Origin of the sequence: Azospirillum sp. TSO35-2 (assembly GCF_003116095.1) — a bacterium.
In the GTDB taxonomy this organism is placed as follows: domain Bacteria; phylum Pseudomonadota; class Alphaproteobacteria; order Azospirillales; family Azospirillaceae; genus Azospirillum.
This window is the reverse complement of record NZ_LGRA01000008.1, coordinates 874,176-888,452: the sequence shown is the minus strand read 5'-3', so window position 1 is coordinate 888,452 and position 14,277 is coordinate 874,176. Positions and strand designations below refer to the sequence as shown.

General features: G+C 70.9%; 12 protein-coding genes. All 12 read left to right on the top strand.

Annotation, left to right across the window (positions count from 1 at the left end):
• The first annotated feature begins 24 nt into the window (after nt 1-24).
• The 12 genes from TSO352_RS05440 to TSO352_RS05385 all read left to right on the top strand — a co-directional run bounded on the left by TSO352_RS05440 (nt 25) and on the right by TSO352_RS05385 (nt 13,895).
• Nucleotides 25-3,078, top strand: coding sequence for a molybdopterin cofactor-binding domain-containing protein (locus TSO352_RS05440; protein ID WP_109106299.1), 3,054 nt, complete (start codon nt 25-27; stop codon nt 3,076-3,078).
• On the top strand, nt 3,075-3,911 hold the full coding sequence (locus tag TSO352_RS05435; protein ID WP_109106298.1) for an FAD binding domain-containing protein: 837 nt from the start codon (nt 3,075-3,077) through the stop codon (nt 3,909-3,911). The genes TSO352_RS05440 and TSO352_RS05435 overlap by 4 nt, the downstream gene beginning before the upstream one ends.
• Nucleotides 3,899-4,462 (top strand): (2Fe-2S)-binding protein, encoded by a 564-nt coding sequence (locus TSO352_RS05430; RefSeq protein ID WP_109106297.1) that lies wholly within the window; start codon nt 3,899-3,901, stop codon nt 4,460-4,462. Before TSO352_RS05435 ends, TSO352_RS05430 begins: the two co-directional genes overlap by 13 nt.
• Nucleotides 4,455-6,011 carry an AMP-binding protein gene (locus TSO352_RS05425; protein ID WP_109106296.1) on the top strand — a complete coding sequence of 519 codons (1,557 nt, stop codon included), beginning with the start codon at nt 4,455-4,457 and terminating at the stop codon, nt 6,009-6,011. Before TSO352_RS05430 ends, TSO352_RS05425 begins: the two co-directional genes overlap by 8 nt.
• 15 nt (nt 6,012-6,026) lie before the next feature.
• Nucleotides 6,027-6,851, top strand: a complete 825-nt coding sequence (locus TSO352_RS05420; protein ID WP_109106295.1) for an enoyl-CoA hydratase-related protein — start codon at nt 6,027-6,029, stop codon at nt 6,849-6,851.
• 44 nt (nt 6,852-6,895) lie between these two features.
• Nucleotides 6,896-8,080 (top strand): ABC transporter substrate-binding protein, encoded by a 1,185-nt coding sequence (locus tag TSO352_RS05415; protein ID WP_109106294.1) that lies wholly within the window; start codon nt 6,896-6,898, stop codon nt 8,078-8,080.
• A 25-nt stretch (nt 8,081-8,105) separates the two neighbouring features.
• Nucleotides 8,106-8,999 carry a branched-chain amino acid ABC transporter permease gene (locus TSO352_RS05410; protein WP_109106293.1) on the top strand — a complete coding sequence of 298 codons (894 nt, stop codon included), beginning with the start codon at nt 8,106-8,108 and terminating at the stop codon, nt 8,997-8,999.
• Nucleotides 8,992-10,038 (top strand): branched-chain amino acid ABC transporter permease, encoded by a 1,047-nt coding sequence (locus TSO352_RS05405; protein WP_109106292.1) that lies wholly within the window; start codon nt 8,992-8,994, stop codon nt 10,036-10,038. Before TSO352_RS05410 ends, TSO352_RS05405 begins: the two co-directional genes overlap by 8 nt.
• On the top strand, nt 10,035-10,811 hold the full coding sequence (locus tag TSO352_RS05400; protein WP_109106291.1) for an ABC transporter ATP-binding protein: 777 nt from the start codon (nt 10,035-10,037) through the stop codon (nt 10,809-10,811). The genes TSO352_RS05405 and TSO352_RS05400 overlap by 4 nt, the downstream gene beginning before the upstream one ends.
• 4 nt (nt 10,812-10,815) lie before the next feature.
• Nucleotides 10,816-11,523, top strand: coding sequence for an ABC transporter ATP-binding protein (locus tag TSO352_RS05395; protein ID WP_109106290.1), 708 nt, complete (start codon nt 10,816-10,818; stop codon nt 11,521-11,523).
• A 129-nt stretch (nt 11,524-11,652) separates the two neighbouring features.
• Complete coding sequence (locus tag TSO352_RS05390) at nt 11,653-12,159, top strand: ABC transporter permease subunit (protein WP_282183827.1); 507 nt, start codon at nt 11,653-11,655, stop codon at nt 12,157-12,159.
• A complete protein-coding gene (locus TSO352_RS05385; protein WP_109106289.1) occupies nt 12,156-13,895 on the top strand; it encodes a M14 family metallopeptidase in 1,740 nt (579 codons plus the stop codon). Before TSO352_RS05390 ends, TSO352_RS05385 begins: the two co-directional genes overlap by 4 nt.
• Nucleotides 13,896-14,277 lie beyond the last annotated feature (382 nt).

Genomic DNA, 14,277 nt, shown 5'->3' with positions numbered 1-14,277 from the left:
TTCCCCGGTAACGGGAGGATGACGATGACGGCCACGCAGACCGTTGAAGTTAAAGGCGATCCGGCGCCGTTGGCGGCGCCTCTGGTCGGCCGCGCGATGCCGCGGGTCGAGGATGCGGCGCTGCTGACCGGCGTCGCCCGCTATGCCGACGATCTGCCGGTGAAGCCCGGCACCCTGCATGCGGCGATCTTGCGTTCGCCGCACGCCCATGCCGAACTGCTGGATATCGACTTCGCCGCCGCCCTGGCGGTTCCCGGCGTCGCCGCCGTGGTGACCGGGGCCGACGCCAAGCGCCACGCCAGCGCGTTCCTGGTCGGCGTGCGCGCGCCGATGGAGCATTGGTGCCTCGCTATCGACCGCGTGCGCCATGTCGGCGAACCGGTGGCGGTGGTGCTGGCCGACAGCCGCTATCAGGCGGAGGATGCGCTCGACCGCATCGAGGTGCGCTATCGGCCGCTGCCGCCGGTGACCTCGATTGCCCAGGCTTTGGGAGAAGGGGCGCTGGCGGAGGGGTCGGAGCCGCTGCACCCGGCGGTGGGGTCCAACCTCGTCAACAGCCGCAGCTTCCGCTACGGCGATCCCGAGGCCGCCTTCGCCCGCGCCACCCGCACCGTGTCGATCGAGGTCGAGTATCCCCGCAACTCCTGCACGCCGATGGAATGCTTCGTCGTCCTCGCCGACTACGACGCGGCCGAGGACGCCTATGAGGTGCTGTCGAACTTCTCCGGCCCCTTCGCCGTCCATCCGGTGATGGCGCGCGCGCTGAACGTGCCGGGGTCGCGGCTGCGGCTGAAGACGCCGCCCCATTCCGGCGGCAGCTTCGGCAACAAGCAGGCGGTGTTCCCCTATGTCGTGCTGATGGGGCTGTGCGCCCGCGTCGCCGGGCGGCCGGTCAAGTGGGTGGAGGACCGGCTGGAGCATCTGATGGCCGCCACCTCCGCCACCGCGCGCCGCATGCGCATCGAGGCGGCGGTGGAGCCGGACGGCCGGGTGCTGGCGCTGCGCATGGAGCAGACCGAGGATTGCGGCGCCTATCTGCGGGCACCGGAACCGGCGTCGCTCTACCGCAACCACGGCAACCTGACCGGCGCCTACGACATTGCCCATCTGGCGGTGACCAACCGCATCGTCGTCACCAACAAGACGCCGACCGGCCTCAACCGCGGCTTCGGCGGCGGGCAGCTCTATTACGGGCTGGAGCGGCTGATGAACCGGGTGGCGGCGGAGCTTGGGCTGGATCCGCTCGACGTCATCCGCCGCAATCTGGTGGCGGCCGAGGCGATGCCCTACCGCACCGCGTCGGGCGGGACGCTCGACAGCGGCGATTACCGGGCGACGCTGGAGCAGGCGGTGCGCGACGGCGGGCTGGAGGCGCTGAAGGCACGGCGCGACGCGCTGCGTGCCGAGGGGCGGCTCTATGGCATCGGCTATGCCGCGGTGGTGGAGCCGTCGATCTCCAACATGGGCTACATCACCACCGTCCTGACCGCCGAGGAGCGGCGCAAGGCCGGGCCGAAGAACGGCGCCCAGGCGACCGCCAGCGTCGCGGTCGATCCCACCGGCGGCGTGTCGGTGACGGTGGCGTCGGCGCCGCAGGGGCAGGGGCATCGCACCGTGCTGGCCCAGGTGGTGGCCGACGTCTTCGGCCTGCGGTTCGAGGACATCCGCGTCAACACCGACCTCGACACCGGCAAGGACGCCTGGTCGATCGCGTCGGGCAACTATTCCAGCCGCTTCGCCGGGGCGGTGGCGGGGGCGGCCCAGGTGGCGGCGACCCGGCTGCGCGGCCGGATGGCGGCGCTGGTCGCCGGTTTGCTGAACTGCCGGGCGGCGGATGTGCGCTTCGCCGGCGGCCGGGTCTTTTCCGACGCCAACCCGGACAACGGCTTGTCCTTCTCCCGCGTCGCCGCCGCCGGCCACTGGGCGCCCGGCACGCTGCCGGACGGGCAGGAGGCGGCGTTGCGCGAAACCGCCTTCTGGACGCCGGAGCCGCTGAAGGCACCGACCGACGCCGACCACATCAACAGCTCCGCCTGCTACGGCTTCATCTTTGACTTCTGCGGGGTGGAGATCGACCGGACGACGGGGGCGCCGCGGATCGACCGCTACGTCACCATGCACGACGCCGGCCGGCTGCTGAACCCGCTGCTGGTCGAGGGCCAGATCCTCGGCGGCTTCGCCCACGCCGTCGGCACCGCCCTGTTCGAGGAATACGCCTATGGCGACGACGGCCGGTTCCTGTCCGGCACCTTCGCCGACTATCTGGTGCCGACCGCCTGCGAGGTGCCGGTGCCCGTCATCCTCCACCGCGAAAGCCCGTCGCCGGTGACGCCGCTCGGCGCCAAGGGGGTGGGAGAGGGGAACTGCATGAGCACTCCGGTCTGCCTCGCCAACGCGGTGGCGGACGCGCTGTCCGGCGTGGCGGTGGGCGGGTTGCCGCCGTTGCCGCCCTCCTTGCCGCTCACCCCGGCCAAGCTGGCGGCGCTGATCCATCCGCCGGAACCGCCGCGCCCGGCGCCCGCAACCGGCGCCTCCGCGTCCCCGATGCCGGCCGCCGTGCCGGGCGGGCGCGGCCTGACCGGCGAGGGCAGCCGCGAGGTGCCGGCGACGCCCGAACAGGTCTGGGCCATCCTGCTCGATCCCAAGGAGCTGGCGGCGCTGCTGCCCGGCTGCGAGGCGCTGGAGCTGGTCGGTCCCAACGCCTACCGGGCGGAGGTGGTGGTCGGCATCGGCCCGGTGCGCGGCCGCTACACCGCGGAGGTGGCGCTGTCCGACCTCGACCCGCCCAACGCGCTGACCCTGACCGGCAGCGGCACCAGCGCGCTGGGGTCGGGCAGCGGCACCGGGCATGTCACGCTGGAACCCACGGCGACCGGCACCCGCGTCACCTACCGCTACGGCGCGTCGGTCGGCGGCAAGGTCGCCGCGGTCGGCGGCCGGATGCTCGACAGCGCGTCCCGCCTGCTGATCGGGCAGTTCTTCGAAAAGCTGGTGGCGCGGGCCGGCGGCCCCGCGGCCTCCGCCCGGCCTCCGTCGCTCCTGGTCCGCCTGCTGCGTCTTCTGGGGCTCACCCGATGAAACCCGCGTCCTTCGACTATCTGCGGCCGGCGACGGTCGCCGACGCGCTGGCGGCGCTGGCGGCCGGGGGCGACGACGCCCGCGTGATCGCCGGCGGCCAGTCGCTGATGCCGATGCTGAACATGCGGCTGGTCCAGCCGCGCCTGCTGATCGACCTCGGCCGGCTGGAGGAACTGCGCAGCCTGCGCGCCGAGGATGGCTGGCTGACCGTCGGCGCCGCCGTCACCCAGGCCGAGGTGCTGGCCCGCCCGACCCTGGCGCGCGAGGTGCCGCTGCTGGCCGCCGCCCTGCCGTGGGTCGGCCATGTGCAGACCCGCAACCGCGGCACGCTGTGCGGCTCCGTCGCCCACGCCGATCCCAGCGCCGAGACGCCGCTCTGCCTGGTTGCCAGCGGCGGCGAGGTGGTGCTGCGCAACGCGAAGCGCCGCCGCACGGTGCCCGCCGCCGATTTCTTCCTGGGTCCGCTGACCACGGTGAAGGCGGCGGACGAGATCGTCGAATCCGTGCGCTTCCCGCTGGCGCGGCCGGGCAGCGGCCATGCCTTCCGCGAGGTGTCGATGCGGCACGGCGACTTCGCCATCACCGCCTGCGCCGCCACGGTGGATGGGGAGCGCGCCAGCCTCGCCGTCGGCGGGGTGGCCGACCGGCCGACCCTGCGGTCCTGGCCGCTTACCGCCGGCGGGCTGCCGCCGGATCTCGACGACGCGCTGAACGCCTTCGCCTGGGATCTCGGCGGCGACGACGACCAGCACGCCACCGCGCGCTACCGCCGCGACCTCGTCCGCCGGATCGGCCGCACCGTCCTTGAGGAGGCCTTGTCATGCCGCCGCTGACATCCCGTCCGCCGACGACGCCCGTTTTGGCGGCGGAGACGCGCCATGCCGTCTCCGTCGTCCTGAACGGCACGCCGCGCACCGGCCACGCCCACCCGCGCCTGCTGCTGAGCGATTTCCTGCGCCACGAGCTGGGCGCCCACGGCACCCGCGTCGGCTGCGAACACGGCGTCTGCGGCGCCTGCACCGTCCGCCTCGACGGCGTGGCGGTCCGCGCCTGCCTGACCCTGGCGGTCCAGGCCGATGGCCGGCGGATCGACACCGTCGAAGGGCTGGCGGCGGCCAACCAGGGGCGCATGACCGCGCTTCAGGAGGCGTTCCGCCGGCATCACGCCCTGCAATGCGGTTTCTGCACGGCCGGCATCCTGATGTCGCTGACCGATTACCTGGGCCGCAACCCCAAACCCACCGAAGAGGAGCTACGCGACATGCTGAGCGGCCATCTTTGCCGCTGCACCGGCTATGCCGGCATCGTCCGCGCCGTGATGGACGTGACCGGTCAGGCCGGTGGAGTCCCCGCGCGCGGGCCGGCGGAGGGCGGTCATGTTTGACCTCGGCCGCAGCATCCTGGCCAGCGCGGAGCGCAGCCCCGGCGCGGTCGCCATCGTCGACGGCGACCTGCGGCTGACCTACGCGCAATGGCTGGAGCGCATCCGCCGGCTGGTCGGCGCCTTCGACCGGCTGGCCTTGCGTCCCGGCGACCGCATCGCCACCGCGTTGCAGAACCGGTGGGAGATGGCGACCATCCACTGGGCCTGCCAGCTTGCCGGCATCGCCGTCGTGCCGCTGAACTGGCGGGTGAAGGCGGACGAACTGGATTACTGCCTGCCCGACGCCGAGGTGCGCGCCCTGTTCTATCAGGACGTGTCGGCCGACGCGGTCCGGGAGTCCGCCGCGGCGCAGGCGCTGCCCCGCATTTTGGTCGGCGATCCGGTGGATGGGGGTGAACGCCGCTTTGCCGATCTGCTGGACAACGACCCGGCCCCGGCGCAGCCGCGCGCCACGGCGGAGCATGTCTCGCTGTTCCTCTACACCTCCGGCACCACCGGCAAGCCCAAGGGCGTGCCGCGCCGCCATCGGACGGAGCGGGCCGCCGCCGTCGCCCATGTCGCCCAGAACTGCTACCGCCGGGGCGAGCGCACGCTGGGGGTCATGCCGCTCTACCACACGATGGGGGTGCGCTCGCTGCTGGCGATGGCGCTGGTCGACGGCTGCTTCGCCTGCCTGCCGCGCTTCGACACCGGCCGCGCGCTGGAACTGGTCGCGGCGGAGCGGCTGAGCTGCCTCTACCTGGTGCCGACGCTGTACCACGACCTGCTGGCCGACCCGGGTTTCGCGCGGACCGACGTGTCGTCGGTGCGCAAGCTGGGCTTCGCCGGGGCGTCGATGACCGACGGCCTGCTGAAGCGGCTGGACGCCGCCTTCCGGCCCGAGCTGTTCGTCAACCATTACGGCTCGTCGGAGATCTACACCTTTACCATCGACCAGAACGCGCCGGCCAAGCCGGGATCGGCCGGCAAGGCGGCGCTGAACCAGCGCATCCGCGTCGTCCGCCTCGGCAGCGTCGATCCGCAGGACATGGCCGCCGCCGGGGAGGAGGGGCAGATCGTCGCCGACCTGTCCGGCGACGAGTCCTTCGAGGGCTACTGGAAGCGGCCGGACGCCGACGCCAAGGCGCTGCACGCCGGCTGGTACTTCACCGGCGACATCGGCTTCCTCGACGCCGACGGCGACCTGTTCGTCACCGGCCGGGTCGACGACATGATCATCACCGGCGGCGAGAACGTCTCGCCGGTGGAGATCGAAAGCGTGCTGTCGCTGCACGACGGCGTGCTGGAGGTCGCGGTCGCCGGCCGGCCCGACGAACGCTGGGGCCAACGGGTCGTCGCCTTCGTCAAGCGCGTCCGCGGCGTCGAGGCGGCGGATCTGGACGAGCATTGCCGGACCTCCGGCCTCGCCAACTTCAAGCGCCCGCGCGAGTACGTCTTCCTCGACGAAATCCCGAAATCGCCGGTCGGCAAGATCCTGCGCCGCAAGCTCCAGGCCGGCGACTTCGCGCTGGAACACAGCCCGGCCGAACACAGCCCGACCGTCTCCTGAACCCAGTCCCTATTCATGGAGTTTCCGACCGTGACCCCCTACCGCTTCGACAGCACCGACCGCCTGCTCGCCGACCTCGACGGTTTCCGCGTGGAGATCGACGAGGCCACGGAGCGCGCCGACGTCGTGCTGCACCGCCCGCCCTTCAACATCGTCAGCATGCTCCAGCGCGACCAGTTCGCCGCCGTGTTCGCCGCGCTCGACCGCGATCCGAAGGTGCGGGTGATCGTCTTGCGCGCCGAGGGCGAGAACTTCTCGTCCGGCGGCAAGATCACCGGCTTCATGGAGATGTCGGCGGAGCATGTGTCGGAGCTGGCGGTCAACATCGCCGCCCCGGAACGCTGCCGCAAGCCGGTGATCGCCCAGGTCCGCGGCTATTGCTTCGGCGTCGGCTTCGAGCTGTCGCTGGCCTGCGATTTCCGCATCGCCTCGGAAACCGCGCAGTTCGCCCTGCCGGAGATGCGCATCGGCATGATCCCCGGCTCCGGCGGGTCGGCCCGCCTGCTGCACATGATCGGCATCTGCCGGACCAAGGACATGGTGATGCGGGCCAAGCGCATCCCTGGCCGTCAGGCCGCCGAGTGGGGCTTCGTCACCGACTGCGTGGCCGACGCCGAGCTGGAATCGGCGGTCGCCGCCCTGGTCGACGAGCTGCGCGGCTTCTCGCCGCTGGCCCAGCGCACCATCAAGGGCGTGCTGAACAGCGGCAACAACGTGTCGGTGAACGGCGCCATCGAGATCGAGGGGCAGGCCTACGGCCGCCTGCGCGGATCGGAGGATTTCAAGGAGGGCGTCGCCTCCTTCACCGAGAAGCGCAAGCCGGTCTTCAAGGGCGTCTGACCGACGCCTCCAAGCACGGGCAACACAGGGAGGAACCAAAAATCATGACCAAGACCACGCTTCTCGGCACCGCCGCGCTCGTCCTGCTCGGGCTCGCCGGCGGCGCGTCCGCCGCCGAGCCGATCCGCATCGGGGTGGTGACGCCGCTGTCGGGCACCTACGCGCCGATCGGCCAACAGGTCCGCTGGGGGCTGGAGCTGGCGACGAAGGAGGTCAACGCCGCCGGCGGCATCCTGGGCCGCCCGGTCGAACTGCTGTTCGAGGACGAGGAGGCCAACCCCGCCGTCGCCACCCAGAAGGCGGAGAAGCTGTTCCAGGTCAACAAGGTCGATTTCCTGACCGGCACCGTCAATTCCGGCTCCACCCTGGCGGTCGGCCAGTTGGCAGAGCGCAACGGCCGGCTGATCGCCACCACCGTGTCCTTTTCCGACGCCATCACCACCGACAAATGCTCGCCGAACGTCTTCCGGGTGAACGCGCGGGCGGGGCAGCAGTCGGCGGCGCTGGCGCAATGGCTGGCCAAGGACAAGCCGAAGGCCAAGGTCTATTATCTCGGCCCCGACTACGAGATGGGACGGTCCACCGTCGCCGCCTTCAAGGAGGCGGCGGAGAAGACCGGCGCGCAATCGACGGGCGAGGTGTTCGCGCCGCTCGGCAGCAAGGACTATTCGCAGTATTTCGGCCAGCTCCGCGCTGCGCGGCCCAGCGTGCTCTACACCTCCACCGCCGGCAACGACACGGTCCGGCTGCTGACGCAGATGAACGAATACGGGCTGCTGCGCAACCTGACCATCGTCGGCGCGTCCGGCACCGTCACCGCCCAGAACATCGGCGCCATCGGCAAGGCGGCCGATGGCTTCGTCACCGGCGTCGGCTATTCGGCGGAACTCGGCACGCCCGAGAACCAGGCCTTCATCACGGCCTTCCGCAAGGCCTACGACACCGCCCCCGACCTCTACGGCGCCGACAGCTACGGCCTGATCGGCTTCTTCAAGGCGGCGGTCGAGAAGGCCGGCGGCACCGACACCGAAGCGTTGCGCAAGGCGATGGAAGGGCTGAGCTGGACGACGCCGCAGGGGACCAAGACCATGCGGGCCGGCGACCATCAGGCGATCCAGGACATGTACGCCGTGCGCATCACGGCCGACGGCGGCAACAACCGCTTCGACGTCGTCGGCACGGTTCCGGGCGACGCGGCCATCGGGCCGGACCAGTGCACCCGCTTCTGAGGACGGCAGCCAAGGAGCCGACGCCATGGCCGATCTCATCGACTATCTGCAATTCGTCCTGGCGCCGCAGGCGCTGAACGGTCTGTCGCTCGGGGTTGCCGTCGTTCTGATGGCGCTGGGCCTGACCATCATCTTCGGGCTGCTGGACGTCATCAACATGGCCCATGGCGAGTTCTACGCCGCGGGGGCCTTCCTGGCGCTGACCCTGGCCGGGCTGGGGGTCGGCTTCTGGGCGCTGCTGGTGCTGGTGCCGCTGCTGATGCTGCCGATCGGCTGGTTGGCCGAACGCTGGCTGATCGAGTGGGTCTTCCACAGCCGCGACCGCCACATCCTGACCCTGCTGCTGACCTTCGGGCTGGGGATGATCCTGGAAGATCTGCTGAAGCTGGTCTACGGCCCCAACACCCAGCGCCCCGACAACCCGATCGAGGGCGGCACCGAAATCCTCGGCATGTTCCTGCCGAACTACCGCCTGTTCCTGATCGGCTTCGGCCTCGCGCTGATCGCCGCGGTCTGGCTGGTGGTCTTCCGCACCGGGCTGGGCGCGATGGTGCGGGCGGCCGCCTTCGACAAGGACATGGCCTCGTCGCTGGGGGTGCCGGTGCGCCGGGTCTATGCCGGCACCTTCGCCTTCGGCGTGGCGCTGGCCGGCCTGTCCGGCGTGCTGCTGGCGCCGATCTACTCGGTGTTTCCGACGATGGGGCGCGATTTCATCCTGATGGCCTTCACCGTGGTGATCGTCGGCGGCATGGGGTCGATCCAGGGGGCGGTGGTCGCCGGCCTGCTGCTGACCCAGGTGCAGGCGCTGTCCAGCCTCTGCATCTCGCCGGTCTGGTCGGACCCGCTGGTGTTCGGGATCATGGTGCTGGTGCTGATGGTCCGGCCGCAGGGCCTGTTCGGGAGGCTGGGACATGCCTGAGGCCACCCTGCGCACCCTGTCCGAACCCGCCCCCGGCCCTGCCGGACCGGCGGCCCGGCTGGCCCCGGTCCATTGGCTGGCGCTGGGCTTCCTGGCGGCGGCGCTGGGCTTCGCCGCCGTCGCCTGGGCGACCGACAACGGCTTCTACCTGCGTCTGGCGACCGAGGCGCTGATCTTCGCCGGGCTGGCGATGAGCGTCGACCTGCTGCTGGGCTACACCGGGCTGCTGTCGCTGGGGCAGGCGCTGTATTTCGGGCTGGGCGCCTATGTCTCGGCGCTCGTCCTGCGCGACGTCGCCCCCAGCTTCTGGCTGGCGATGGCGGCGGCCCTGCTGGCGGGCGGCGTCGCGGGGCTGGTCGGCGGCGTCATCGCCAACCGGGTGAAGGGCGTCTATTTCGCGCTCATCACCTTCGGGCTGGCCCAGGTCGCAGCCAAGACCGTCTACAACACCCGCGCGCTGGGGGCGTCGGACGGGTTGATCGGCGTCCCGCAGATCCAGATTGGCTTTGGGCCGTTCAGCCTCGACACCGCCGACCCGCTGTCCTTCTTCCTGCTGGTGCTGGCCCTGACCGCCGCGGCCTACGCCGGGCTGGCCTACCTGATGGACGCGCCGTTCGGCCGGACGCTGGCCGCCATCCGCGCCAACGAGAGGCGCGTGCCGTTCCTGGGCTTCAACGCCTGGCGCTACAAGCTGGCGGTCTATGTCCTGGCGGCCTGCGTCGCGGCGTTGGCGGGGGCGCTCTACCCGATGCTGCGCGGCTTCGTCTCGCCCGAGCTGATGTTCTTCGAGACCTCCGGCAACGCCGTCATCACCGTCATCGTCGGCGGCGTCGGCACGCTGGTCGGGCCGGTGGTGGGCAGCCTGCTGCTGACCGCCCTGCGGTCGGTCGTCGGGTCCTGGACCGAGCATCACCTGATCGTCGTGGGGGTCATCTTCATGCTGTCCGTCATCTTCCTGCGCAAGGGGCTGGTCGGCGCGCTGCTGCCCCGGTTGATCCGCCGCGGCGCGGCATCCGGGCCGGAGAGGGGGGCATCATGACGGCATCCGCCTTCAAGACGGCAACGGCCGGCGGCGCCTGCGCGCTCGGCGTGCGCGGCCTGTCGGTGAATTTCGGCGGGCTCCAGGCGGTGGCCGGCGTCGGCTTCGATGCCGCCGCGGGACGGATCACCTCGGTCATCGGCCCCAATGGGGCGGGCAAGAGCACGCTGTTCAACCTGATCAGCGGCGCCATCCGCCCGACCGGCGGCCGGGTGACCCTGGACGGCGCCGACGTCACCGGCCGGTCGCCCGACCGGCTGCTCGCCGCCGGGCTCGCCCGCTCGTTCCAGATCACCAACCTGTTCTTCGAGCTGCCGGTCCTGGAAAACCTGCGGATCGCGGCGCAGGTGCTGGAGCGGCCCTGGAACACGTTGCGTCCGGTCAGCCACAGCCGCCGGGCACTGGCCAAGGCGGAGGCGCTGCTGGACCGCTTCGGCCTGTCGGCCAAGGCGCGCGAGCTTGCCGGCAACCTGTCGCACGGCGAGCAGCGGCGGCTGGAGATCGCGGTGGCGCTGGCCGCCGAACCGCGGGTGCTGCTGCTGGACGAGCCGACCCAGGGCATGAGCCACGGCGACACGGCGGACACCGGCGCGCTGATCCGCTCGCTGGCCGGCGAGTTGACCGTGCTGCTGATCGAGCATGACATCGGTCTGGTGATGAGCCTGTCGGACCATGTCGTCGTGATGGCCCAGGGCCGGAAGATCGCCGAGGGGCCGCCCGCCATGGTGCGCGCCGATCCCGCCGTACAGGCCGCTTACTTCGGACACGGGTGACGCCATGCTTTCCATCGAGAATTTGCACGCGCATTACGGCCTCAGCCATGTCCTGCAAGGCGTGTCCCTGCAGGCCGGGCCGGGGGAGGTGGTCGGGCTGTTCGGCCGCAACGGCGTCGGCAAGACCACCATCCTGAAGGCCATCGCCGGCTGGGTGCCGGCCAGTGGCGGCACGATCCGCTTCGGCGGCGTCGATCTGGCCGGGCGGACGCCCGATCAGATCGCCCGTCTCGGTCTCGGGCTGGTGCCGGAGGATCGCCGCATCTTCCCCGGCCTCAGCGTCGAGGAGAACCTGCGGCTGGGACTGCGCCAATGTCCCGGCCGGGCCCGGCAGGAGAACGAGCGGGCGATCGGACGGGCGTTCGACCGCTTCCCCCGGCTGGCCGAGCGGCGGCGGCAACTCGGCACCACCTTGTCCGGTGGCGAGCAGCAGATGCTGGCGATGGCCCGCGTGATGGTGGGCACCGCCACGCTGCTGCTGATCGACGAGCCGACGGAGGGGCTGGCGCCGATGATCGTCGACGAGATCTTCGGGATCATCACGGAGTTGAAGCGGGCCGGCTTGACCATCCTGCTGGTGGAACAGAACATCCACCGCGCGCTGGAGGTCGCCGACCGCTTTTACGCGGTGGAGCGGGGGTGCATCACGCTTCATGGCGACGCAGCGTCGCGTGCCGATCGCGCGCGGCTGCTGGAGACGGTTGCCGTCTGACCCGGCTTCGGCGCGGGGCAAGGTGAAGCGCCGACGCCATCGGCGCGGTCCAAGGGCCGGCGGGCGCCGGCGGGAGCGGAATGGCAAGCCCGGTTTATCGCATCGATCCAAAATAAGGCGTTGACGGATATGACCGATGCGGGAACCCTCAACCCCTTGACAGCAAGGACACCAAGGCTCCGCGCTCTGACCGCGACCAACGTGCGGCTGGTGCGCAGCGCCATGCTGGACACCTTGCAGTCGCAGTATGTCATGGTGGCGCGCGCCAAGGGGCTGAGCGAGGGCAAGGTCCTATACAAGCACGCGCTGCGCAACTGCGCCATCCCGCTGATCACCTATTTCGGCCTGCAGTTCGGCGGCTTACTGGTCGGCATCGTCTCGGTCGCCGGGGCGGTGGTGATCGGGGTGGTGATGGGCCTGATCTCCGGCTATTACCGCGGCGTCTGCGACGTCGTGGTGATGCGGTTCGCCGACGTGCAACTGGCGCTGCCCTTCATCCTGCTGGCGATCACCTTCATCACGATCCTCGGCGGCAGCCTGACCAACACCATCATCCTGCTGACCGTGCTGGGCCTGAGCCTGCTCGGCGACTGGCTGCGCGACAGCCTCGACCCCACCGGGAGAACGTCTCGATGACCGTCCTGTTCGAAGCCGCGTTCGAGCGGACGCTCGACCGGCTGTGCACCCGGCTGAGCGGCGGCTCGCGGAGCGGCCATCTGGTGGAGGCCTGGACCTTCGACGACGCGCGCAGCCGCCGGGCCTGCGAACGGCGCCTCAAGGAGCGCGGCGTGTCCGCCCGCCTCCGCAGCGCCTACAAGCCCCTGCTGCATTTCTTCCTGGAGGAGGTCGAACGGCGCGACCTGACGGCCGTGACCGTCGCCTATCCGGTCCACCCGCAGGCTCCGGCGAACCGCTTCCTGCTGGAAGCCTATCCGCTGGGCGCCCTGCTCGACGGGGCGGAGGTCGCGTTCCACCCGCGGGCGGACGGGGCGTTCCATTACGACGTGACGCTGACCTTCAAGGATGGCCGGCGGGAGGAGCACCGGGTGGCCGCGCCCAACCGTGTCCACACCGACATGGCGGGAGAAACCAGCGTGTCGCCGACCGGCTGGCTGTGCCTGGAGCCGGGCGGGGACGGCGAACGGCTGGAGACCGAGTACGAGCGGCTGTTCGAGACCGCCATGACCGCCGTGGCCGGCCATCCCTGGACCGGCGGGGAACCCTATTTCGAAGAGCTGAGCATCCGCGTCGACTTTCCGGCGGCGGACGAGCCGCTGGGCTTCGCCGACGAGGTGGTCAGCCTGCGCGAGGCGCTGCACGAGGACTTCTACTTCTCGCTGCTGGAGGTGTTCCAGCGCAGGTCGGGCCGGCCGCTCGGCGACCGGGGGCTGAAGCCGGGCCAGATCGCACCGGACATCGTGCGGAGCGACGGTCCGGTTCGGGTGCGGGTGGAGCTGCGCCCGCTGTCGCGCAGCGCCATTCCCGGCTGCGAGGAGCCGCTGGACCGTGCCTCCGCTCCGATCGGGGAGGCGGCGATCCGTGCCGCGCTGGAACGGATCGGCGGCGAGCCGTTCGAGGCGGATACGCGCAGCGGGCGCCGGGTGCTCGCCCGCCATGTGCGGGGCAGCGACGCCCCGGTGATGATCAGCGGCGGCCAGCACGCGAACGAGACGACCGGCGTGGTGGGCGCCCTGCGTGCCGCCAGCCGGCTGGCGCAGCGTCCGGGGGCGCACTTCACCGTTTCGCCCCTGGAGAACCCGGACGGCTACGCCCTGCATCACCGGCTGCGGGCCGACAACCCGCGCCACATGCACCACGCGGCGCGCTACACGGCGCTCGGCGACGATCTCGAATACCGCAACCCGGCGGAGGCCGGCGCCGATCTGAACGAAAAGGCCATCCGCCTGGAGGCGGAACGGCGGAGCGGCGCCCGTCTCCACCTGAACCTGCACGGCTACCCCTCGCACGAGTGGACCCGGCCGCTGTCCGGCTATGTGCCGCGCAACTTCGCCATGTGGACCTTGCCCAAGGGATTCTTCCTGGTGATGCGCCACCATGCGGGCTGGGAGACCGCGGCGGAGCGGCTGCTCGACCGGGTGACGGCGCATCTCGGCACGATCCCGGGGCTGGCGGCCCGCAACGCCGAGCAGATTACGCTCTATGAAACCCATGCCGGCGAAACCGGGTTCCGTGTCATCAACGGCTTCCCCTGCCTGTCGTCGCTGGATGAGCGCAGCACGGTGCCGGTGACGATGATCACCGAATACCCGGACGAGACCATCTACGGCGATGCCTTCATTCAGGGCCACACCGCGCAGATGGCGACGGTGCTTGCCGCCTACGCGGCTTGGCAGGAGATCGCCGCGGTCTGACCGGCTTTGGTGACCAACGCGCTGGCCTCCACCTCGCGCAGCCAGTCATCCAAGGAAGCAATCGCTTTCTGCGTGGATGGCTTTCTGCACGCACGGTGCGACGATGCAGTCAGCCTTCGTTCCAGCCGAAGGCAGGCTGTGGCAAAGCCGCATTGCGACGATACGCCGCATCGTTCACGCTGGTCCCGGCAAACAAGGCCGAACGCGAAGGGAGGGCGCCCGATGGCCGCGATGGAGGATGAACAGGGCGTGATGGCCGGCGTCGACCGCCGGCTGCTGGTGGTGGCGCTGGCGCTGGCGGTGCTGACGGGGCTGGCGGTGCTCGACCGCTACCGGCCGGTGCCGGGATCGGAGCCGCCGCTGGACTGGCGGCTGCCGCCGG

What these genes read in the sequence shown, in the direction of transcription:
- TSO352_RS05440 (WP_109106299.1), top strand. Translation starts at nt 25, where the DNA reads ATGACGGCCACGCAGACCGTTGAAGTTAAAGGCGATCCGGCGCCGTTG.
- TSO352_RS05435 (WP_109106298.1), top strand. Translation starts at nt 3,075, where the DNA reads ATGAAACCCGCGTCCTTCGACTATCTGCGGCCGGCGACGGTCGCCGAC.
- TSO352_RS05430 (WP_109106297.1), top strand. Translation starts at nt 3,899, where the DNA reads ATGCCGCCGCTGACATCCCGTCCGCCGACGACGCCCGTTTTGGCGGCG.
- TSO352_RS05425 (WP_109106296.1), top strand. Translation starts at nt 4,455, where the DNA reads ATGTTTGACCTCGGCCGCAGCATCCTGGCCAGCGCGGAGCGCAGCCCC.
- TSO352_RS05420 (WP_109106295.1), top strand. Translation starts at nt 6,027, where the DNA reads ATGGAGTTTCCGACCGTGACCCCCTACCGCTTCGACAGCACCGACCGC.
- TSO352_RS05415 (WP_109106294.1), top strand. Translation starts at nt 6,896, where the DNA reads ATGACCAAGACCACGCTTCTCGGCACCGCCGCGCTCGTCCTGCTCGGG.
- TSO352_RS05410 (WP_109106293.1), top strand. Translation starts at nt 8,106, where the DNA reads ATGGCCGATCTCATCGACTATCTGCAATTCGTCCTGGCGCCGCAGGCG.
- TSO352_RS05405 (WP_109106292.1), top strand. Translation starts at nt 8,992, where the DNA reads ATGCCTGAGGCCACCCTGCGCACCCTGTCCGAACCCGCCCCCGGCCCT.
- TSO352_RS05400 (WP_109106291.1), top strand. Translation starts at nt 10,035, where the DNA reads ATGACGGCATCCGCCTTCAAGACGGCAACGGCCGGCGGCGCCTGCGCG.
- TSO352_RS05395 (WP_109106290.1), top strand. Translation starts at nt 10,816, where the DNA reads ATGCTTTCCATCGAGAATTTGCACGCGCATTACGGCCTCAGCCATGTC.
- TSO352_RS05390 (WP_282183827.1), top strand. Translation starts at nt 11,653, where the DNA reads ATGACCGATGCGGGAACCCTCAACCCCTTGACAGCAAGGACACCAAGG.
- TSO352_RS05385 (WP_109106289.1), top strand. Translation starts at nt 12,156, where the DNA reads ATGACCGTCCTGTTCGAAGCCGCGTTCGAGCGGACGCTCGACCGGCTG.